This is a genomic window from Amycolatopsis sp. NPDC054798 (genome assembly GCF_053611505.1).
In genome coordinates this window covers 54735-76244 of sequence record NZ_JBSHAM010000027.1, presented here as the reverse complement: position 1 = coordinate 76244, position 21510 = coordinate 54735, and the positions used below count along the sequence as shown (strand labels likewise).

Genomic DNA, 21510 nt, shown 5'->3' with positions numbered 1-21510 from the left:
TGCTCGCCTCCCCGGCGACCCGCGCGCGGACGACCCCGTCGGCAGTAGCCGGACCCCGGCCGGATCGAGCCTCGAGCAGCGCCCCGCACCGCTGAAACCCGCTAGAGTTGCCCGAAAACTTCCCGAGGGGGCGACGATGGAGTTTCAGGAAGTCGTGCGGCGCCGGCGCATGGTGCGCAAGTTCACCGACGAGCCCGTGTCCGAGGACAGTCTCCGGCGGATCATGCGCAACGCGCTGCGCGGGCCGTCCGCCGGGTTCTCGCAGGGCCAAGCGTTCCTGGTGCTGCAGGGCGACGACGTGCGGCGATTCGGCGGCAGTCTCGAATCCTGGACGCTCGACTCCGCCATGACCGCACCAGTGATCGTCGTCCCGTTCGCGGTGAAGGACGTCTACCTCGACCGCTACGCGCAGCCGGACAAGGGGTGGACCGACCGCAGCGAGGACCACTGGCCGGTGCCGTTCTGGTACATCGACACCGGCATGGCCGTCCTGCTGATCCTGCAGACCGTGGTCGACGAAGGGCTCGGCGCCGTGTACTTCGGCATCGGCGCGGAGGACTTCGACAGCCTGCGCGCCGAATTCGGCGTACCGGCCACGCACGAGCCGATCGGCGCGATCGCCATCGGCCACGACGCCGACGCCAAGATCTCCGCGGGAGCCTCCCCGTCCACCCGCAAGCGGAAGCCGGAAAGCGAGACTGTCCACTACGGACAGTGGTAGGCGCGGCCGGGCCAGTCGATCTTTGCGATGCGGGAGAACGGTTCCGCTGAAAACAGGGCCGCCCGCAGCTCCGGAGCGACGCCCGGGTCCCCACGTCTCGACGGCGGTGACGGCGGCCGGACGCGGGAACGGCATCCGCCCCTCGCGACCGGTTTCGGAAAAGCACCCTGAGACCGAGAACGCGGCAGCCGGGATCACCCGGGCGAAGATCGGGTCCTTCGGCGAGCGTTCGTCCGGAACGTGATCGATCAAGGCGGTGGTGGCAGCACCGGCGCCCGAGACCGCCTCCGGTCGAGGACGGCAAGGCTGCCGCACGCCCAAGGCAAATCCGGAATGCGTCCGATGGCCGCCGCGACGATTCCGCCGGGACAGGCACCCGTAACCGCCAGGTTGAGGACCTCTCCGCAGCGGGTGCAGCGTCGCCGAGCGCGCGGGGCCTGATCCGAAGATGCAGAGGTCCGTGAGGGGCCCCCTGAGGGAATCAGATTCCCTCAGGGGCCCCCTCACGGACGGTCGCGGCGGCGGAGAGTTACTGCACGCGGCGTCACCGAGAAAACCCCATCGTGCGAGTGGCGGGCGAGCTTCCACGACAAGCCGTGCCCAAGTCACGACGTCGAACCGGTCACGGCTCATGCCGCGTCCGGCCCGGTGCGCCGCCCGCCGAAGCAGCGCCGCGGTCATCGTTGTCACCGGGACGCACTGGACAACCCGAATCCCGGGACGGAACCGACGACCCCGCCGTTCCGCCCCCTCCCCCCAGTTCCTCTCCCAGTGCGGCCGAAAAATCCAGCCAACACGAAAATATTTCGAAAATGCCGGAAAACCGCGAGAAGCGCCCTAATTCCCCTCTCCGGCCCGGCACACCCGCCCGCTGGGCGGGCAAATACCGTTCACAGCCGTTTTCGCCCGCGAAGCCCTCCGTGCGAGCTTCCGCCAGCACCCGGCCACCTGCGGCGAAACCCCGGAGGAGCAACGCGGCTCCGGCCGGACAGCCCAGCCGCACCGGCCGTCTGCCGCACGGCTCACCTCGACGGCACCCGCCCGCGAAGCGAAACGGCGATTCCCTCGAAAGTGCCATCAATCCCGCGAAACAGCACTTGCATATTCCGGTCGGGCGCGAAATGTCACCGAATTCGAGGACCAAGGAAACTTGACGGCCGCCGCGGGGCGGTCCGCGGTGCTCCCGGCGAGACCGAACCGAGGCCGAACCGCCGCGTGACGCCCTGCGGCGCCGCGGCTTCACACCACTCGTTGTGCCACGGATTTCACCCCTGCGGAGCAGTTCCGCGTCCGCCAACCGGGGAATCCTGACCCCCAAAGCGGGGAAATCCTGGTAACATCGCCCAGGCGGAGGATCGGTTTGCGGTAAATGCACGACGACGAACAGTCGGAGCCGGAACCCTCCGCCGGACCGTCCCGGTTCCGTCGACAGCTGCCACAGTTTGTTGAAAAATAAAGGGCATTCACGGTATTAGTCCTCTTTGCCAGATTAAGGTCCCTTTACGTGGTCTAGACCTCAATCTTTGCCTGTGTCGCATTTGTCAACCGCGACTCGCATCGAACAGGTCACGAAATTGTCAACACCGACGTCCGTAGGTTACGTCGGCGTTACATCCACCGATGATTAGGGATATGGATCTCACCGAGTACCCGACCGCCCGCCCCGGTCCGGCACCCGACACCGAAGAAATATTTGCCCAGGTGATGGCCGATGTCACCGGGCAGGAAAAAGTGTCGGTCGACAGCAACTTCTTCGCCGATCTCGGGGCGAACTCGCTCGTGATGGCACAGTTCTGCGCACGAGTGCGCAAGCGTGCCGATCTTCCCTCCGTCTCCATCAAGGACATTTACCGGAATCCGACCATCGCCAGCCTCGTCTCCGCTTTGGCCGAGACCGGGGAAGCACCGGCCGAAGCGCCCGCCGCCGCCCCCGCGGAGCCGCCGAGGCGGGCGAGCCGGCTCGAATACGTCGGCTGCGGGATTCTGCAGGCGCTGATCTTTCTGGCCTATTCCTTCCTCGTGGCCCAGGTGCTCGGCGCGGGAACGGACTGGATCGTGGCCGGTGCCGGAGTGTTCGACTACTATCTGCGCGCGGTCGGTTTCGGTGCGATAGTGCTGGTGATTCTGTGCACCCTTCCGATCGTGCTCAAATGGCTTCTCGTCGGCCGCTGGAAAGCGGCGGAAATCCGCGTGTGGAGCCTCGGCTACGTCCGGTTCTGGGTGGTCAAGACCCTCGTCCAGCGGAATCTGCTGGTCCCGTTGTTCGTCGGCTCCCCGCTCTACACGCTCTACCTGCGCGCGCTGGGCGCGAAAATCGGCAAAGGCGTAACGATTTTCTCTCGGCACGTCCCGGTTTGCACCGATCTGCTCGCCGTCGGGGACGGCACGGTGATTTGCAAGGACACCTACTTCGCCACCTATCGCGCGCAGAACGGCGTGATCCAGACCGGTCCGGTCGCCATCGGCGCGCACACTTACGTCGGCGAGATGTCCGTCCTCGACATCGAAACCCGGATCGGCGACAACGCCCAGTTCGGGCACGCTTCGTCGCTGCACGCCGGACAGGCGGTGCCGGACGGGCAGAGCTGGCACGGCGTCCCCGCCGTCCCCGCCGACGTCCAGTACCGGCGGGTCGAACCGCGCGCCTGCGGCGGCTTCCGGCGGGCGTTCTTCGCCGTGCGCCAGGCGCTGACCGCGGTCCTGCTGCTGGCCCCGCTGGTGTTCGGCCTGCTCGGCTTCGTGCTGACCACGCTGCCGAACCTCAGCCCGGCGATGGGACTCGGCTCGGCCGTACTGGACTTCACCTCCCCGGCGTTCTACTGGAAGGCCCTCATCGTCTCCTTCGTCCTGTACTTCGGCCTGCGGCTGGCCGGTTTCCTGATCGCCGCCCTCGTGCCGCGGCTGCTGAACCTGGCGCTCAAGCCCGGCGAGGTCTACCGCCTCTACACCCTCCGCTACACCGCGCACCGCGCCATCCGCGTGCTCACCAACCTGCGGTTCTTCAAGACTCTCTTCGGCGACAGCTCGGCCATCGTGCACTACCTGCGCGCAGCGGGCTGCAAGATCTCCAAGGAAGAGCAGACCGGCTCCAACTTCGGGCTCGAAGAGAAATACGAGAACCCGTACCTGTTCGAGGCCGGCGCGGGCACGATGGTCGCCGACGGGCTGTCGGTCGTCAACGCCGAGTACACCAGCACCTCCTTCCGGCTTTCCCGGGTGCGCGTCGGGGCGCAGAACTTCCTCGGCAACCACGTCGTCTACCCGGCCGGGGCGAGGACCGGGGACAACTGCCTGCTGGCCACCAAGGTCCTGGTGCCGCTCGACGGCCCGGTGCGCGAGGGCGTCGGGCTGCTCGGCTCCCCCAGCTTCGAGATCCCGCGCTCGGTGGAGCGCGACAGCCAGTTCGACCACCCGAAGACCCCGGAGGAGTTCCGGCGCAAGCTCGCCGCCAAAAACCGGCACAACGCCGGGGGCATGCTGCTGTACACGCTGTCCCACTGGCTGTTCTTCTACGGCCTGCTGCTGCTGACCTGGGCCTCGGACGTCTACTACGAGCGGATCGGCGCCCCGCTGTTCGTCATCGACACCGCAGTTTTCCTGCTCTACGGCATCGCCTATTTCGTCGCGCTGGAGCGGATCACCGTCCTCGTCCGGCCGCTGCGCCCGGTGTCCTGCTCGATCTACGACCGGCGGTTCTGGCGCCAGGAACGGTTCTGGAAAGCGGCCGCGACGAACGCGCACCTGCAAGCGCTCAACGGCACCCCGTTCAAGAGCGTGCTGTGGCGGCTGCTGGGCATCAGGGTCGGCAAGCGCCTGTTCGACGACGGCGCGGGCATCATCGAGAAAACGCTGGTGCGCCTAGGAGACGACGTCACCCTCAACGCGGGGTCGGTCGTCCAGTGCCATTCGCAGGAGGACGGCGGTTTCAAGATGGACCGCATCTCCATCGGCAGCGGCTGCACGGTCGGCGTCGGAGCACTGGTGCATTACGGCGTGACGATGGGCGAGGGCTCGACCCTCGCCCCGGATTCCTTCCTCATGAAGGGCACTGAGGTCCCGGACCACGCGCACTGGGGCGGCAACCCCGCGCACGAAATCCGGGCGGGCCGCCGTCTTCCGGCGGGGAAATCGTGACGGAGCAAAGACAACCACGGGAAGGACAACCCATGAGAACCGGACTGGGAGCGGGTCTCGAGCACTGGCGGGAAATACTGACCGCGGGAGGCCGCACCGGCATCCCGCGGTGGACGCTCGACCCCGGCTCCTCGATCGGCGACCACGAAACGCCGATCCCGCCGGGGCTCGCCGCCGGGCTGCGGCGGCTGGCCGAACAGCTGCGCGTGCCGCTGAGTTCAGTACTGCTCGCCGCGCACGCCAAAGTGCTCGCCGCGCTGTCGGGCGAAGCCGAAGTGTGCACCGGCTACGTCGCCGGGCCCGGCGGGGCGCCGCTGCCCTGCCGGCTGAGCACCGAAGCCGGCACCTGGCGCGAACTGATCGAACACACCGCTGGAATCGACGCGCAGACCCTGGCCTTCCGGGACTTCCCGGTCGACGAACTGCGCACCGAACTCGGCATCGCCGAACCGCCGTTCGAGACGGTCCTCGACCCGACCGGCACCGCGGGGGACCTCGCCGGGGACACCGTGCTGCAGCTGGACGTCTCACCGGACCTGACGACGCTCCGGCTGCGTTTCCGCACCGAGGCGCTGGATTCCGAAAGCGCCGAACGCATTCTCGGCTACCACCTGAACGCGCTCACGCTGATCCGCACCGACGTCACCGCGCAGCACCGCGAAACGACCCTGCTGTCGGCCGCGGAACTGAAGCTGCAACTGGAGGGGCTCGCCGGGCCGCATGTCGAGGTGCCGGATCTGCGGTGCCACGAGCTGTTCGAGCGCAGCGTCGCCCGGCGTCCCGACGCGATCGCCGCGGTGCACGGCGACCGGCAGTGGACGTACCGGGAGCTGAACGCGCACGCCAACCGCCTGGCGAGGGCGCTGATCGCGCGCGGGCTGCGGCGCGAAGGCGTGGTCGCGGTGGTGACCGAACGCAATCTGGACTGGATGGCCGCCGTGCTCGCCGTGTTCAAGGCGGGCGGCGTCTACCTGCCCGTCGAGCCGCATTTCCCCACCGACCGCATCGCGACCACGCTGCGCCGGGCAGGCTGCGAACTCGTGCTGACCGAACCGGGCAGCACGACCACGCTGCGGAAGGCGGTCGAATCGCTGCCCGGCGTGCGCACGTTGTTCGTCGACGCCGCCTACGACGAGGACCACTCCGAGGAGGATCTCGGCATCGCCGTCGACTCCGGCCAGCTCGCCTACATCTACTTCACCTCCGGCTCCACCGGAGAGCCGAAGGGCGCGATGTGCGAGCACGCCGGGATGGTCAACCATCTCTACGCCAAGATCAACGACCTCGGCATCACCGAGGACTCGGTGGTGGCGCAGGTCGCTCCGCAGTGCTTCGACATCTCTTTGTGGCAGCTGGTTTCCGCGCTGCTGACCGGCGGGACCACGCTGCTGATCGAGCAGGACGTCATCCTCGACGCCGACCGGTTCGTGGGCAAGCTCAGCCGCGGCGGGGTCACGGTGCTGCAGGTCGTGCCCTCCTATCTCGAGGTCGTGCTGTCCGCGGTGGACAAGAACCCGGTCGCGCTGCCGGAGCTGCGCTGCGTTTCGGTGACCGGCGAGGCGCTCAAGACCGAGCTGGCGCAGCGCTGGTTCGCCGCGATGCCGGACGTCAAGCTGGTCAACGCCTACGGCCTCACCGAAACCTCGGACGACACCAACCACGAGGTGATGGACCGCGCGCCGACGCGGGAGCGGGTGCCGCTCGGGCCGCCGGTGCAGAACGTGCGCGTGTACGTCGTGGACGAGCGGCTCGACCCGGTCCCGCTCGGCGCGCCCGGCGAGATCGTGTTCTCCGGGGTGTGCGTCGGCCGGGGCTACGTCAACGACCCGGAGCGCACCGCGCGGGCGTTCACCACCGACCCGCACCGTCCGGACGCCCGGCTCTACCGCAGCGGCGACCACGGCCGGTGGCTGCCCGAGGGCAAGCTGGACTTCCTCGGCCGGCGCGATTCGCAGGTCAAGATCCGCGGTTTCCGGATCGAGATCGGCGAAATCGAGAACACGCTGCTGCGGGTGCCCGGGGTGCGCGACGGCGCGGTGGTCGTGGCCGACCGCGGCGGCCAGGGCAAGCGGCTGGTCGCGTTCTACTCCAGCCCGGAGCAGCTCGACCACGACCTGATGCGGGAGCACCTCGCGGCCGGGCTGCCCGAGTACATGCTGCCCTCGGCTTTCCACTGGCGGGAGCAGCTGCCGTTGACCGGCAACGGAAAGATCGACAAGAAGAACCTCGCCGCGCTGGCCGCCGAACTCGACGCCGCGGAGGTCGAGCACGACGAGCCGGCCACCGGCACCGAACAACGGCTCGCCGGGGCTTGGGCGCAGGTGCTCGGCGTCCGGCCAGGGCAGATCGGCCGCCAGGACCACTTCTTCGACCGGGGCGGCACCTCGCTGTCCGCGGTGAAACTGGCGATCGCGCTCGACCGCTCGATCTCGATCAAGGACGTCGCCCGGCATCCGGTCCTCGCCGACCTGGCCGCGCTGATCGACAGCCGCTCCGGCGCGGCCTCGTGATTCTCCGGAACCCCTTGGAACGCGGAAATCGAAAGGATTCCACGATGTCGTTGTCCAAATCCCTGCCCGAGACGTCCCCGCCCGGACCGGATTTCTGTCCCGGGCTGCCCGCGGTGCTGCGGGCCGAGGCAGGCGGCGACCCGGCCGGCTGGGCGAGCACGAACCGGGAGACGGTGCGAAGACTCGTCGCCGAATACGGCGCGGTGCTCGTCCGCGGTCTCGGGCTCGCCGACCGGGCCGCGGTCGCGGCCGTGTTCGGGAGGCTGACCGACCTGCTGACGACCGAGCGGGAGGCCTTCGCGCCCCGCACGGCTTATCCCGGCGGGGTGCACTCCTCGACGGAATGGCCGCCGAACCAGCCGATGTGCATGCACCACGAGCTGAGCTACACCCTGGAGTTCCCCGGCCTGATGCTGTTCGCCTGCGTCAGCCCGCCGTCCTCGGGCGGGGCCACCGGGGTCAGCGACTCCGCCGCCGTGCTGGCCGCGCTTCCCGCCGATCTGCGCACGCGGTTCGAGCGCGACGGCTGGCTGCTCACCCGCAGCTTCAACGACGAGATCGGGGCTTCGGTCGCCGAAGCGTTCGGCACCGAAGACCGCTCGGCGATCGAGAACTACTGCCGCGCCAACCGGATCGAGTTCGAATGGCAGCCCGACGGCGGCCTGCGCACGCGCCAGCGCCGCCACGCCATCGTCGGGCATCCGGTCACCGGCCGGCGGTGCTGGTTCAACCAGATCGCGTTCCTCAACGAATGGACGATGGCTCCCGAGGTGCACGAATACCTCGTCGACGTCTACGGGGCCGACGGGCTCCCGTTCAACACCCGGTTCGGCAACGGCGATCCGATCGGCGAGGACGTCGTGCAGCTGCTCAACGAGGTGTACGAGGAACACACCGTCCGCGAACCGTGGCAGGCGGGAGACCTGCTGCTGGTGGACAACGTCCGCACCGCGCACAGCAGGGACGCCTACGAGGGCCCGCGCGAGGTGCTCGTCGGGCTCGCCGACCCGGTGCGGCTTTCCGATTGCCCGATCGCTTCCGAGGGGGAAACCCAGTGACCACGCAAGCTTCCGCCGCCGGACCGGCGTCCGCCGGGCCTGCCGCCGTGCCGCCGTTCGCGGTGATTTCCGGCGCCCAGGTCCAGCAGGCGCTGGCCGGGCGCGAACGGGAGGTCGTCGATCTCGTCGAAACCGCCTACCGGGTGCACGGCTCCGGCGATTCGGTGAACCCGCCCTCCTATTTCCTGCGCTTCCCCGACCGCCCGGCCGACCGGATCATCGCCCTGCCCGCCTCCCTCGGCGGGAAGACGAACGTCGCGGGGCTGAAGTGGATCTCCAGTTTCCCGGGCAACGTGGCGGCCGGGATCCCGAGGGCGTCGGCGGTGCTGATCCTGAACGACCTCGCGACCGGTTATCCGTTCGCCTGCCTGGAAAGCTCCATCATCAGCGCGACCAGGACGGCGGCCTCCGCCGCGCTCGCCGCGGACTGGCTCAGCCGGACCCGGGAGCGCCCCCGGCGCGTCGGGTTCTTCGGCGTCGGCCTGATCGCCCGCTACATCCACACCTTCCTCGCCGGGACCGGCTGGGAGTTCGACGAGATCAACGTGCACGACCTGCGCCCCGAAAGCGCCGCCGGGTTCCGCGGCTACCTGGAGCAGTCCGGGTTCGGCGGCGAGATCAGCGTGCACGACACCGCCGAAGGCCTGATCCGCGACAGCGATCTGGTGGTCTTCGCGACCATCGCCGGCGAACCGCACGTGCACGATCCCTCGTGGTTCTCGCACAACCCGCTGGTATTGCACGTTTCCTTGCGGGATCTGGCGCCGGAAGTCCTGCTGGCGTCAGCGAACATCGTCGACGACGTCGACCACTGCCTCAAGGCCAGCACTTCGCCGCATCTGGTCGAACAGCGCACGGGCAGCCGGGATTTCCTTCTCGGCACCCTGGACGACGTGCTGTCCGGCCGGGTCAGCCCGCCGTCCGGCCAGCCGCTGATCTTCTCCCCGTTCGGGCTCGGCGTTCTCGACCTCGCGGTCGGGGCCTTCGTCCACGAGAGAGTGTCCGACGCCGGCGGACTGCATGTCATCGAGGACTTTTTCCACGAACTGCGCCGGTATGGCTGAGCGCCGTCCGCCACTGAGCTTTGTCTGACTAGGAGAACACTGTGCGAGTCATCACCGTTCCCGAAGCTTTCAACGAGGAGGCGCTGTATGTCGACCTCCGCTGGAGTTTCGGCTATTCGCTCTACCTCAAATGCGAGGGGTTCAACTTCGCCGGCTCCATCAAGCTGAAGGCCGCGACCGAGATGGTCGACGCCGCCGAACGCGACGGCCTGCTGCGGCCGGGCTCGATCATCGTCGAGTCCTCTTCGGGCAACCTCGGCGTCGCGCTGAGCATGATCGCGGCCAGCCGGGGGTACAAGTTCCTGTGCGTCACCGATTCGCGCTGCAACCTGGCGACGCGCCGCGCCATCGAGGCGCTCGGCAACGAGGTGCACATCATCACCGAACCGAGTCCCGAGGGCGGTTTCCTCGGGGCGCGCATCGACCACGTGCGCATGCTGTGCGCGTCGGACGAGCGCTACGTCTGGCTCAACCAGTACACCAACCCGGACAACTGGGGCGCGCACCTCCACCGGACCGGGCCGGAAATCGCCGCCGCTTTCCCGAATCTCGACGTGCTGTTCGTCGGCGCGGGCACCACGGGCACCCTGATGGGCTGCGCGCGGTTCTTCCGGCAGTGGCACCGGCCGGTGCGGATCGTCGCGATCGACAGCGTCGGCTCGGTGACCTTCGGCGGTCCGGCGGGCAGGCGGATGCTGCCCGGGCTGGGCACGAGCGTGCGCCCGGCGATCCTCGACGAGTCCTATGTGGACGACGTGGTCCTCGTCGAGGAACCGGATTCGGTCCGGGCGTGCCACCGGCTGGCGCGCAACGGGTTCCTGTTCGGCGGTTCGACCGGGACGGTGGTCAGCGGGGCCACCAGCTGGCTGTCCGAACACGACGCGCACCATCTGACCGCGGTGGCCGTCGCCCCGGACCTCGGCGAGCGCTATCTCGACACGATCTACCAGACCAACTGGCTGCAGGGCATCTACGGGGAGGACGTGCTTTCGCCCCGGGCCCGGCAGTCCGTCTGACCCGCGCTGCCGGTTTGCGGTCCGTGAAGGGAACCCTGAGGGAATCTGATTCTCTCAGGGTTCCCCTCACGGACTTGAAGGTGCGTCAGGCCTTCTGCTGCCATTCGTCCCAGCTGAAGCGCCAGTCGGTCCAGCCGTCGCCGGGTTTGAGGTCCGCGCCGGTGTCGGTGACGACCACGACGTCCCCGCGATGGGAGTTCTCGTAGAACCACTTCGCGTTCTCGACGCTGACGTTGAGGCAGCCGTGCGAGGTGTTGGTGCGGCCCTGCTGCCGGACCGACCACGGCGCGGAATGCAGGAACTGTCCCGAGTTGGTGAGCCGCAGCGCGTACTTGACCGTGGTGCGGTAGCCGCCCGGCGCGTCGGTGGGAACGCCGTACGTGCTGGAGTCCATGGTGTAGGGCGACTGCACGGTCATGATCAGCATCGTGCCCGAGACGCTGCGCGCCGACGGTTTGCCGAGGCTGACCGGGGACGTCAGGACCAGCTGGCCGTCCTTGTACGTCCGCATCTGCTTTTCGTGGTCGGACACCTTCGAGATGATCGACGGGCCGGTCTTGAAGGTGATCTTGCGGTCGGCCTTGCCGAACACCCCGTTGCCGAGCGCGCGGCCGGCGATCTTGATGTCGAGGGTGATCGTCGAGTACGCGGGCCAGTATTCCTTGGTGCGGTAATGCACCTCGTCGTCGCCGAACCAGCGCCACGCCCCGGTGGCGGGCTTGTCGGAGGTGACGGTGAGCATCTTCTCGGCCGCGGCCTTGTCCGCGACCGGCGCGGAGAACTTGACCGTGATCGGCATGCCGACGCCGGTGGTCTCGCCGTCGAGCGGAATCACCGACGGATACGCCTGCGCCTTGGCGGTCGCCGTGGTGAAGGTGCTGGTGCGGGTCACCGGGGTGCCGTCCGCGCCGACCGAGCGCGCGGTCAGTGTGTATTTCGTGCCGTATTCCAGGGGTTTGCTGGTGTTCCAGCGCTGTTTCGCCGGGTCGAGGTCGCCCGGAACCGCAGTGCCGTCCGCGGCCGCGAGGGTGACCTCGCTGAGCGTGGACCCTCCGGCTGTCGCGGTGACGGGTTCGCCGGGCGCGACGTCGTTCGCACCGTCCTTCGGACCGAGTTCGAGGGTCGCGGGCGCCGGCGCTGCACTGCTCTTCTGGTCGTTTCCGGCGGCGGGGCCGGGGTCCGGTGCGGCCGTGCACCCAGCCGTCAGCGCCAGCCCGGCGAGGATCCCCGCGATGATCTGCGTTTTCCGCCCCAGCACCTGATCTGCCCCCGTTCGCGATTACTACCGGACATAGTAGTCATAGCGGTCAGGCGTGGAGGAGAGCGGGAGCCGCCGTCCAGGCCCCGGCGACGATCAGGGCCGCTGCGGTGCTCACCGGGAGCAACGCAGCGGCTACCAGGGCGAGAACACCGGTCATCGCGGTGCCGTGACTGCGGGCGAGATGCTTCAGCCTCAGCGCGGTGTCGGCCGAGGGCACCGGATGCATCCGGTCCAACGCCGCGCTGACGGTCGCCGGTCCGTGCCGGCGCCGAGCCGCCGCGTCCGCACTCAACTCCACCGCGGCGGCGGCGAACTCCGGCGACCGCCGAGCCAGCGGGACGAACGGCAACGCCGCCGCCACCGCGTACGCGAACCCGACCAGCCGGTGGTGCCGTCCGCGCAGATGGGACCGTTCGTGCTCGACCACCGCGGCGAGTTCCGGCCCGGAGAGATCCTTCGCGAGCCCCTCGGAGAGCACGACAAGGCCGGGTTTGCCCGCGATGCTGTAGGCGAGTTTCTCCTCCAGCGGCAGCCACCACACTCCCGCCTTGGCCCGGCACACCATCGAAAGTTCCGCGAAATGCTTGTCGTGCAAGCGAAGCTGATGCCGGTACCGCCTGATCGCCGCCAGCGCGAACGCCCCGGCAACACCCACCGCGAGGACCGCGCCGGACACGCCGAGCACCTCGTCCAGGTGCCACACCTCGTGGTGGCGCAAGGTGTCGAGGCGCAGCCACGCGACAAACCGCAGCGCCGCCTCGTGCCCCGGCCCGAACGCCGCCGCCACCGCACCGGCTCCCGCGGCGATCATGCTGCCCAGCAACAGAATCCACGTGCCGAACCGCAGCGGTCCGGGCATCCGGGCCCGCAGCACCCGGCGCAGCAGCCACGGTCCGCAGAAGCCCACCGCCGCCGCGGTCGCGACGAGCGCGGCGGAGACGATCACGAGCGCTTCCGCAGCCCGCGCCGCAACGCTTTCCGTTCCCCCTCGGACGCCGACTGCGCGAAATGCAGCAGCACCCCTTCGGGATCGCCGACGTCGGCGAGCAGGTTCCGCATCGCCCGGGCCGCGGCTTCTTCCCGCGACAACACCGGCGTGTAGCAGTAGGCGCGGCTGCGTTTTTCGCGTTCCACCCAGCCTTTGCCGTGCAGATGATCGAGCACGGTGAGGACCGTCGTGTAAGCCAGATCCCGGTTCAGCTCCTCGAGCACTTCGCGGACTGTGCGCGCTTCGCCCGCGCGCCACAAGACGTCCATCGCCGCCGATTCCAGCTCGCCCAGTCCTTGCACGCCCCGCATCCTAGGGCTCGCTCATTCGGCGTCGCCGTCGGTTGATCCACTGCTCTCCGGCTCGGGCGGAGGGCGGCGGCGAGCCGGATCGCGGGCCTGCGCGACGCCGATCGCGGTCAGCAGGATCGCGAGCACCACGAAAATCGCCAGCAGGGTCCAGCCTCCCGCGGCCGAAGCGGCGGCCAGGTCGGATCGCATGCGTTTTCCCTTCGTTCAGCCTCGTCCGGTGAAGCGGTACGTCGGCCCGTGGGACCGTTCGCAATGCTCGGCCCGATCCTCGTCGACGTGGTCCACCTGCAGCGTCGTGTGGTCGAGCCGGTGCCGGGACCGCATGATCTCCTCGATCCCGGCGCGCACCGCGTGGCAGTCGGCGGCGGGCCGCACCAGCACGTGCGCGGACAGCGCGGGTTCGCCCGAGGTGATCTGCCAGATGTGCAGGTCGTGCACCTGCACCACGTCCGGGATCGACGCCACCTGTTCGCCGACGACCCCGGGGTCGATCCCCGCGGGCGCGGCCTCCAGGAAGATCCGGCCGGATTCGCGGACCAGCCCCCAGCCCGCCTTCGCCATCAGCGCGGCGACCACCAGCGCGGCGATCGCGTCCGCGCGGGCGAAGCCGGTCCACCACACGACCGCGCCGGCCACTGCGGTCGCGATGAAGGCGTACAGGTCGTTGAGGATGTGCTGGAACGCGCCCTCGACGTTCAGGCTCGACCGGTTCGCCCGGCTGATGCACCAGCTCGCCGCGATGTTCACGACGATCCCGGCCAGCGCGGTCACGAACACCAGCGCGCCCTGGACCTCCGGCGGGTCGATCAACCGTGTGACCGCTTCGTAGAGGAACCACGCGGTCAGCAGCAGCAAGGTGATCCCGTTGGCCTGCGCGGACAGGATTTCCGCGCGCTTGAGGCCGTAGGTGAACCCGCCCTTCGCCGGACGGGCGGCCAGCCGGATCGCGACCAGGGCGAGCACGATCGACGCGGCGTCGGTCAGCATGTGGCCGGCGTCGGTGATCAGCGCGAGCGACCCGGCGACCAGGCCGACGACCAGCTCGACTGCCATGAACCCGACGATCAGCACCAGCGCCCGCACCAGCCACCCGCGGTCCGCGCCCGCCGACACCCCGTGCCCGTGGCCGTGCCCTGTCTTGTGCTCGCTCACCCCGCACCGTCCCTGACATATAGTGAAACGTGCATATATTGTGGCGCACGGTCCGGCGAACGTCCACCCAGGGTCACCCGCCCGGGGCGATCCGCACGCCGAGCCCGCGCAGCCAGCGCAGCGGATCGGTCTTGCGCTCCCCCGCAGACCAGACCTCGAAGTGCAGATGCGGCCCGGTCGACTGTCCCCGGTCGCCCACTTCGGCGATCACCTGCCCAGCCGCCACCCGCTGACCGGCGGAGACCGAGTAGCGGTTGAGATGGCCGTACACCGTGACAGTCCCGTCCTCGTGCCGGACGCGGACCCACAGCCCGAACCCGCTCGCCGGACCGGCCTCGACGACCGTCCCGGCGAGCGGAGCCCGGACCGGGGTGCCGATGACGTTCGCGACGTCCAGGCCGTAGTGGGTCGTGCCCCAGCGGGCACCGTAGTTCGAAGTGATCGTGCCGGTCACCGGCGCCCAGGCCCTTTCGGCTTTCTCCTTCCGAGCGCGTTTGTCGTCGCGCACTTTGACCGCTGACTTCAACACCGCCAGTTCCGCCTCCGGCGGACGCGCGGAAACCGGAAGAACGTCATGCCCCGCAACGGGTATCGGCACCCTGGCGGGTTCCGCCGGAGAGGCCCGCGCCGCAGCGGCGAACGCGGCGCCGCCGGTGAATCCGGCCAGGACGAGCCCCGCGCCCAGCCCGCCGCGGGCACCGGCGGAAACCCGGCTCGAACGCCTCCTGCGGGCACCCACCACAGCGCTCCCCCTCGCGGACCTCATCTACTACGACGGATAGTAGATGAGGGCGGTGTCAGTACGCGGTGAGGCCGCCGTCCACGACCAGTTCGGTTCCGGTGACGAACGAGGATTCGTCGCTGGCCAGGAAAAGCATCGCCTGCGCGATCTCGGCCGGGCTGCCCGCACGGCGCATCGGGGTGCGGACGATGTCGGGCTGCTGATCGCCCTGCTCGTCGAGCAGGTCCTGGATCATCGGCGTGGCGATCACGCCCGGGTGCACCGAATTGACCCGCACGCCGCGGGTCGCGTACTCGACGGCGGCGGTCTTCGTCAGCAGCCGCACCGCGCCCTTGGACGCCTGGTACGCGGCGGCCGCGCCGCTGCCGACCAGGCCCAGCACCGAGGAAGTGTTGACGATCGAGCCGTTGCCGGAGGCGCGCAGCAGCGGCATCGCGGTCTTCATCCCGAGCCAGGTCCCGGTCTGGTTCACCGCGATCACCCGGTCCCAGGCGTCCGGCGCGGTCTCCTCGATCCCCGGCCAGTCCACGATCCCCGCGATGTTGACCAGAACGTCGAGGCGGCCGAAGCGCCGCCGGGTCCGTTCGACGGTCTCTCGCCAGTTTTCCGGCGACGAGACGTCCAGCCGATCAGCCAGCACTTCAGTGTCCAGCCGCAGCGCAAGCTTCTCCACGGCCTCTCGGTCGACATCAGTGACGACCAGGCTGGCTCCCTCCCGGGCGAACAGTTCCGCCGTGGCTTGCCCGATACCGCCGGTCGCTCCGGTGAGCAACGCGACTTTTCCGTTCAACCTCATGGATTTTCCTTTCTCCGGCGGGAAATCAAGCCGCGGTGTAGCCGCCGTCCGCGGCGACGACGGCTCCGGTCATGAACGCGGACCGCGGCGAGGCCAGAAACCCGATCACCTCGGCGATTTCTTCAGGCTGCGCGACCCGGCCGAGCGGATGGGCGTCGCCGAAGGACCGCAGGTACTCCCGGCTGTCGGCCCGGAAAGTGTCCAGCAGATCGGTCTCGATCACGCCCGGCGCAACGACATTCGCGCGAATCCCGTGCGGACCGCCTTCCAGCGCGAGCACCTTTGTCAACTGCGCCAACGCTCCCTTGGACGCGCTGTACGCGGCCGCTTCGGTCAACCCGACAGTGCAAGCGAACGAGCCGACCGTGACGATCGCTCCCCCGCCGTTGTCGCGCATGACCCGGAACGCCTCCCGCGCATGCAAAAACGCACCGCGGGCGTTGACGGAAATCAACTCGTCCCAGTCGGCTGCAGTGGTCTCGGTGATCGGTTTGTTCACCGAACGACCGGCGTTGGCGACCAGGATGTCCAGGCTGCCGAACCGATCGAGCGCCATGGCCGCCGACCGCACCGCAACGTCCTCTTCGGACACATCGCCGACCAGCACGGCCACGCCGTCCATTTCAGAAAGCTGCTCCACCTCGGGCCGAATGTCCGTCGCCAGCACCCGTGCCCCGTGCGCGCGCAGCCAAGCGACCGTCGCCGCGCCGACCCCGCGCGCCGCACCGGTGACCAACGCGACCTTGCCCGCCAATTCCTCCGTCATGACGCCCAGTCTCGGCGGCGACGGAGCCCGTTGGCAGGACGTGCCACACCCACCCAGCCACCGCCTACCCTGGTTTGCATGGGCAGTACGGAACTGGGCGATTTCCTTCGAGCGCGCCGCTCACAACGGTCCCCGGAAGACGCCGGCGTGCGCTACTCCGGCAAGCGCAAGGTCGCCGGGCTGCGCCGCGAGGAAGTCGCTGTGCTGGCCGGGGTGAACGTCGACTACTACGCGCGCTTGGAGCAGGGCCGCGAAACCCGCCCGTCACCGCAGGTGCTCGACGCCCTCAGCCGCGCACTGGACCTGGACCCGGACGCCCGCGAACACCTCTACCGCCTCGCCGGTGCCGCTCCGCCGGACCTTCCGGTCCCCGCCCCGCAAACCGTGAGCCCCGAACTGCGGCAGCTCATGGACAGCTACCCGCACGCGCCCGCGTTCGTGCTCAACCGCGTCCTGGACATCCTGGCCGCCAATGCCCTCGCCGACGCGCTTTTCTCCCCCTTCCGCGCCGCGGACAACCTGGCCCGCATGACCTTTCTCGACCCAGCGGGGCGGCAGTTCTTCGCTCGCTGGGACTGGACCGCGCAGGCCACCGTGGCGAACCTGCGCGCGGCCGCGGGCCTCGACCCCGGCCTGCCCCGGCTGGTCGAAGAACTCAGCGAGGGCAGCGCGCAGTTCCGGACTTTGTGGGAAACCCATCAGGTGCGGGGAAAGACCCAGGAGCCGAAACATCTGGTGCATCCGGCGGTCGGGGCGTTGACGCTGACCTATCAGGCGTTCGACGTGCGGAGCGCGCCTGGGCAGCAGTTGATCGTCTATCAGGCCGAGCCGGGCAGTGCCAGCGCGGACGCGCTCGCGCTGTTGAGGAGCGTTCCGCTCCGGGCGCGGCGGTAGCTGGCGAGGCCCCGGTCGTCGCCGGGTTTCGCGGGCGGGCAAGGTGGGCGAGGCTGGGTTCTGCGCGGCGCGCTCGTGGCCGTCGAGGGGCGGAACCGCGCACATCTGCCTGCGTTCCGCGAAACAGGCGCGCCACCATCCTCACGGCAAGGCGTGCGGCGCAGACGAGCCCGTGCTCCTGCAAGCCAGGCGCGCTCGCTCCGCAGTGAGGGTGCCTGCGTAGCTATTACGACTCGTCCACCACTACGCACCCTCACCACAAGGCGTGCAGCGCCGACGAACCCGTGTTCCCGCAAAGCAGGTTTGCTCGCTCCGCAGCGAGCCTGCCCTCACTCCGCGAAACAGACCCACACCACCGCCCTCGCGGCAAGGCGTGCGGCGCAGACGAGCCCGTGTTCCCACAAGCCGGGCCCGCCCGCTCCGCACGCCGGCCGCCGGGTCGCGCGCGGTGCCCGAGCGCACTTTTCGCGCGCGTGCACCGGCGGCCGCCGTCCGCGGCCGCGTCGCCCGGGGGAAAGCGACGCGGGCGCGGCCGGGGCCTCAGCGGGTCACTTCGTGACGATCTTCTGGCCGGTCAGGATGAGGTTGGCGTCCGGGATGTACTGGGCGTTCAGCTGCTGCAGGTGCTGCCAGCCGCCCTCGACGCCGAGGTTTTTCGCGATGCCGGACAGGGTGTCGCCCGCGGCGACGGTGTAGCTGCCGTCCGGGTTCGAGGCGGGCGCGGCGTGCTTCGGCGCGGACTTGACCTTCGCCTGGGCCTTGACCTCGGCCTTCGGCTTCGCGGCCGCGGCTTCGACCTCGGCGGAGCCGCCGGAGGTGTCGCCGCCGAAGTCCGCGTAGCTCGCCGGGCCCGAACCGCCGCGGCACTGCCACGGGGCCGAACCCTGCGCCGCGTAGATCCGGTCCGCGACGACCTGCTGCTGCGCGGGCGTGGCCTTGTCGGCCGTGGGGGCGAACTGGCCGCCGCCGTTCGCGAGCCAGGTCTTCGTGACGATCTGGAACAGGCCGGCCGGGCGGCCCGCGCGCTGGCCCGCCGCGGTGTTGTTGACCGCCGTCGGGTTGCCGCTGCTCTCGCACTTGACGATGCCGGCCTGCCCCGGGAAGGCGTTGGCCGGACCGGCCCCGGCGAGGCCGATGCCGCCGAGGGTGGCACCCGCGAGAGCCGCGGTGGCGCCGGTGCGCTGGAGAGCTGTCTTCGTTTTGCTGGGTTTGCTGTGCCGTCCCACGTCGGGTGGGCTCCTTCTCTGTCACGCCGCACCACCGTCCTCACGCCCGGGGGAGGCGCGAGCAGCGACGGTGCGCGGCGGCTTCGGGTCGCTGATCCTCGGGGTAGATCGCAGGTCACCGCAAAAGCGCGAGAAGATTACGAAACGGAAACGGCAGGTGTACAGAGGCAGTGGGATCGGCCACAGATCGCCTCGGCGCGTAGCAGCGAGACGACAGTGCGTCATGCTCACTGCGTCCTTCTTGGAAAAGAAATAACAGCTTCACAGCAAGCTCTTCTCTCATCAAACAGCAGTCTAGGGGGCCAAATATCGCTAAGTTGGCAACTTTCACCCAGCACTCACTGTAAGTAACTTGCCTGCCACTACACTGGTTACGGCCGAGATAAACCCGAACACGCCGCCCGCGTTCACCCCGCGCTGCGGCACCCGGCCCGGCAGCACGCGTCCCGCCGGAGGAAACCCGCTCCCCCGGACGCGCCCGCGCCCGCCGCCCGCCCCAGTGGTCCGGACCAGTTGGACCACCGGTCCAGACCACCGGCTTGGTCTGGACCATCCGCGCCACGCCCCGGCCGCCGAAACCGCAGTCCGCGCCCCGCCCCCAGCGGAAACAGCACCCGAAACCGGATTCCGGCAGCGAAAACGTCAAAACCGAATGGCGACCTCGACATTTCCCCCATCCGACATATCCTCGAACGCCATCGGCAACCGTCGCGAAACTGTCCCGCGATCCGGTCTTGTTCCGCTGATTCACACGCCGGAAACGAAACGTGAATATTCACCTTCCGTTTCGCGCCGCCGGGAACGCCGTTGCCGTTTCAGTCGTTCAGCCCAGTACAGCGAACTCCGCGAAATCGCCGCATTCACTCTCCTGGCGCATTGCCTTGCCCGATCCTGGCCGATTCTTTTCTTTCCGGAGCCGGCCGCGGCCTTCCTCCGGCCGAAGCGCCGGTCGGCCGGAACCGGCTGCGCTAGGCTGTGGCCCGCGGTAATCCAGCGAGGTCAACCGGGGAGGGCTGCGCCCGGCGCGGCCCTCCCCGGTCTGCTCGCGACTCGCCGTTTCCCCCTCGCCGGCCGTTTCCCGGCGGCCCGCGAATCCCTGCGAAAAAGAAGGAGGAGTGCATGACGGACTCGACGCCGGACGCGCCGCGCGACGTCGACGGCACGCATCCGCGAGCCGGAACCGGAGCGATCTTTCCCGCGAAGGGCGACGCAATACCGCGGCGACCGGGAGAACGGCCGTTCCGTTTATTCGTGCGGAAGCGCGCCCGGCGGCTCTCCGCGAGCACTGAACAGGAACTGTTCGCCCCGGACCCCATTGTCCGTTTCGGCGGGAACAGCGTCGCGCGCCCGGCGGCCGGATCCGGCCGCGCCACCACCACTGTCAGGGGAGAACAGTCCAGATGACCATCCTCGAGCATCCCGCGCCGCTCACCGGTCCCGCCGTCTACTGCGATCTGCCCGGCCCGCGTTCGGCCGAGTACCTCGCCCGGCAGGACCGCCGGGAACCGAACGCGCGCGGCGGCCCTCGGCGGCTGCCGATCGCGATCACCGAGGGTTCGGGCAGTTTCGTGCGCGACGCCGACGGCAACGTGTTCATCGACTTCCTCGCCGGGGCGGGCGTGCTCTCCCTCGGGCACAACCATCCCGAGCTGGTCGCGGCCATGACCGCGCAGCTGAGCAAGCTGACCCACGCGCTCGACTTCGCGACCCCGGTCAAGGACGAGTTCTCCGAGGCCCAGCTCGCGATGCTGCCCGAGGCGCTGCGGCCGAGGATGAAACTGCACTTCTGCGGGCCGGCCGGGACCAACGCGGTCGAGGCCGCGCTGAAGCTGTGCAAGACCGCGACCGGGCGCGGCGGCGTCGTGTCGCTGCAGGGCCGGTTCCACGGCAGCGCGCACGCCGCGCTGGGCCTGACCGGCCGGCCGGGCGCGGGCGCCCTGCCCGGAACGCAGTACCCGCCGTACTCCTCGTGCCCGCGCTGCCCGGCCGGGCACGATCCGGACGCCTGCGCGGCGAGCTGCCCGGAGCTGCTCGAACAGTCGCTGCACGGCTCCGGCGACAGCCTCCCGCTGCCCGCGGCGGTGGTGCTCGAACTGGTGCAGGGCGAGGGCGGCGTGGTCCCGGCGCGGGCGGATTTCGTGCACCGGGTGCGCGAGCTGACCCGGGAGCTGGACATCCCGCTGATCGTCGACGAACTGCGGACCGGCTGCGGCCGGACCGGGACCTGGTTCGCCTTCGAGCGCTACGGCATCGAACCCGACGTGATCGTCGCGTCCAAGGAGCTCAGCGGAATCGGCTCGCCGGTCTCGCTGATCATCTACGACGAGCGCCTCGACGACTGGGCCCCTCGCGCGCACACCAGCGCCTTCCGCGGCAACCAGCTCGCCTTCGCCGCGGGTGCGCGGGCGATCGAGGTCGTCAACCGCGACAGCGTGCTGGAGAACGTCGTCGAGCGCGGATACCAGTTCGAGGAGCTGTTCTCCCCGCTGGCCAGCCATCTGTGGGTGACGGACGTGCGCGGCACCGGGCTGATGTGGGGCATCGAGCTGACCGACCCGCGCACCGGGGCTCCGGCGTCGGAACTCGCGCTGGCTGTGCAGAACCACGCGTTGCGCCGCGGGCTCATCGTGGAACTGGGCGGACGCGGCGACAGCGTCGTGCGGTTGCTGCCGCCGCTCAACGTCACCGCGGAAGTCGTGCGCACCGCGGCCGGAATCCTGCTGGCCGCGCTCGACGCGGCGACCCGCGAGGCGCGCTGACCGGAAACAAGCGCGGCTGCGCCACCGCCCGGGGGTGTGGGGCGGGGTGGGAGAGCAAAAACCGGACACACTGGTGAAAACAAAAACCCGCGTGCCCACGTACTGGAGGAGG

18 protein-coding genes are annotated in these 21510 nt (G+C 69.4%); 9 read left to right on the top strand and 9 right to left on the bottom strand.

The features are described from left to right. Positions 1 to 136 precede the first annotated feature (136 nt). From ACWGIC_RS18840 to sbnA, 6 genes are all read left to right on the top strand, one after another. Positions 137 to 721, top strand: coding sequence for a nitroreductase family protein (locus tag ACWGIC_RS18840; RefSeq protein ID WP_452077219.1), 585 nt, complete (start codon positions 137 to 139; stop codon positions 719 to 721). A gap of 1632 nt (positions 722 to 2353) precedes the next feature. Then, on the top strand, positions 2354 to 4855 hold the full coding sequence (locus ACWGIC_RS18835) for a Pls/PosA family non-ribosomal peptide synthetase (RefSeq protein ID WP_452077218.1): 2502 nt from the start codon (positions 2354 to 2356) through the stop codon (positions 4853 to 4855). A 32-nt stretch (positions 4856 to 4887) separates the two neighbouring features. Then, complete coding sequence (locus tag ACWGIC_RS18830; RefSeq protein ID WP_452077217.1) at positions 4888 to 7365, top strand: non-ribosomal peptide synthetase; 2478 nt, start codon at positions 4888 to 4890, stop codon at positions 7363 to 7365. A 44-nt stretch (positions 7366 to 7409) separates the two neighbouring features. Then, positions 7410 to 8423 carry a TauD/TfdA family dioxygenase gene (locus tag ACWGIC_RS18825; RefSeq protein ID WP_452077216.1) on the top strand — a complete coding sequence of 338 codons (1014 nt, stop codon included), beginning with the start codon at positions 7410 to 7412 and terminating at the stop codon, positions 8421 to 8423. Beyond that, positions 8420 to 9487, top strand: a complete 1068-nt coding sequence (gene sbnB, locus ACWGIC_RS18820; RefSeq protein ID WP_452077215.1) for a 2,3-diaminopropionate biosynthesis protein SbnB — start codon at positions 8420 to 8422, stop codon at positions 9485 to 9487. The genes ACWGIC_RS18825 and sbnB overlap by 4 nt, the downstream gene beginning before the upstream one ends. 41 nt (positions 9488 to 9528) lie before the next feature. After that, on the top strand, positions 9529 to 10503 hold the full coding sequence (gene sbnA / locus ACWGIC_RS18815) for a 2,3-diaminopropionate biosynthesis protein SbnA (RefSeq protein WP_452077214.1): 975 nt from the start codon (positions 9529 to 9531) through the stop codon (positions 10501 to 10503). Between the two features lie 85 nt (positions 10504 to 10588). Here sbnA and ACWGIC_RS18810 read toward each other — a convergent pair whose 3' ends face one another. The 8 genes from ACWGIC_RS18810 to ACWGIC_RS18775 form a co-directional block, all read right to left on the bottom strand. Beyond that, positions 10589 to 11761, bottom strand: a complete 1173-nt coding sequence (locus ACWGIC_RS18810; RefSeq protein ID WP_452077213.1) for an Ig-like domain-containing protein — start codon at positions 11759 to 11761, stop codon at positions 10589 to 10591. A 49-nt stretch (positions 11762 to 11810) separates the two neighbouring features. Further along, on the bottom strand, positions 11811 to 12710 hold the full coding sequence (locus ACWGIC_RS18805; RefSeq protein WP_452077212.1) for a M56 family metallopeptidase: 900 nt from the start codon (positions 12708 to 12710) through the stop codon (positions 11811 to 11813). Beyond that, positions 12707 to 13054 (bottom strand): BlaI/MecI/CopY family transcriptional regulator, encoded by a 348-nt coding sequence (locus tag ACWGIC_RS18800; RefSeq protein WP_452077211.1) that lies wholly within the window; start codon positions 13052 to 13054, stop codon positions 12707 to 12709. Before ACWGIC_RS18800 ends, ACWGIC_RS18805 begins: the two co-directional genes overlap by 4 nt. A 21-nt stretch (positions 13055 to 13075) precedes the next feature. Next, the gene (locus tag ACWGIC_RS18795; RefSeq protein ID WP_452077210.1) at positions 13076 to 13252 is read right to left on the bottom strand and encodes a hypothetical protein; all 177 of its coding nucleotides are present in this window, start codon (positions 13250 to 13252) and stop codon (positions 13076 to 13078) included. A gap of 15 nt (positions 13253 to 13267) precedes the next feature. Beyond that, positions 13268 to 14215: a cation diffusion facilitator family transporter gene (locus ACWGIC_RS18790; protein WP_452077209.1), complete on the bottom strand. Its 948-nt coding sequence runs from the start codon at positions 14213 to 14215 to the stop codon at positions 13268 to 13270. 73 nt (positions 14216 to 14288) lie between these two features. Continuing rightward, positions 14289 to 14954, bottom strand: a complete 666-nt coding sequence (locus tag ACWGIC_RS18785; protein ID WP_452077208.1) for a M23 family metallopeptidase — start codon at positions 14952 to 14954, stop codon at positions 14289 to 14291. Positions 14955 to 15012: 58 nt separating this feature from the next. Next, positions 15013 to 15753 (bottom strand): SDR family NAD(P)-dependent oxidoreductase, encoded by a 741-nt coding sequence (locus tag ACWGIC_RS18780; protein WP_452077207.1) that lies wholly within the window; start codon positions 15751 to 15753, stop codon positions 15013 to 15015. A 25-nt stretch (positions 15754 to 15778) separates the two neighbouring features. Continuing rightward, positions 15779 to 16519: an SDR family NAD(P)-dependent oxidoreductase gene (locus ACWGIC_RS18775; RefSeq protein ID WP_452077206.1), complete on the bottom strand. Its 741-nt coding sequence runs from the start codon at positions 16517 to 16519 to the stop codon at positions 15779 to 15781. Between the two features lie 78 nt (positions 16520 to 16597). Between ACWGIC_RS18775 and ACWGIC_RS18770 the strand changes: the two genes are divergently transcribed. After that, complete coding sequence (locus tag ACWGIC_RS18770; protein ID WP_452077205.1) at positions 16598 to 17413, top strand: helix-turn-helix transcriptional regulator; 816 nt, start codon at positions 16598 to 16600, stop codon at positions 17411 to 17413. Positions 17414 to 17961: 548 nt separating this feature from the next. Here the strand turns inward: ACWGIC_RS18770 and ACWGIC_RS18765 are convergent. After that, positions 17962 to 18639, bottom strand: a complete 678-nt coding sequence (locus tag ACWGIC_RS18765) for a LysM peptidoglycan-binding domain-containing protein (RefSeq protein ID WP_452077204.1) — start codon at positions 18637 to 18639, stop codon at positions 17962 to 17964. A gap of 1119 nt (positions 18640 to 19758) precedes the next feature. Between ACWGIC_RS18765 and ACWGIC_RS18760 the strand changes: the two genes are divergently transcribed. Both ACWGIC_RS18760 and ACWGIC_RS18755 read left to right on the top strand, forming a co-directional pair. Further along, positions 19759 to 20043, top strand: coding sequence for a hypothetical protein (locus ACWGIC_RS18760; protein ID WP_452077203.1), 285 nt, complete (start codon positions 19759 to 19761; stop codon positions 20041 to 20043). Beyond that, positions 20040 to 21398 carry an aspartate aminotransferase family protein gene (locus tag ACWGIC_RS18755; RefSeq protein ID WP_452077202.1) on the top strand — a complete coding sequence of 453 codons (1359 nt, stop codon included), beginning with the start codon at positions 20040 to 20042 and terminating at the stop codon, positions 21396 to 21398. The genes ACWGIC_RS18760 and ACWGIC_RS18755 overlap by 4 nt, the downstream gene beginning before the upstream one ends. The last annotated feature ends 112 nt before the right edge of the window (positions 21399 to 21510 follow it).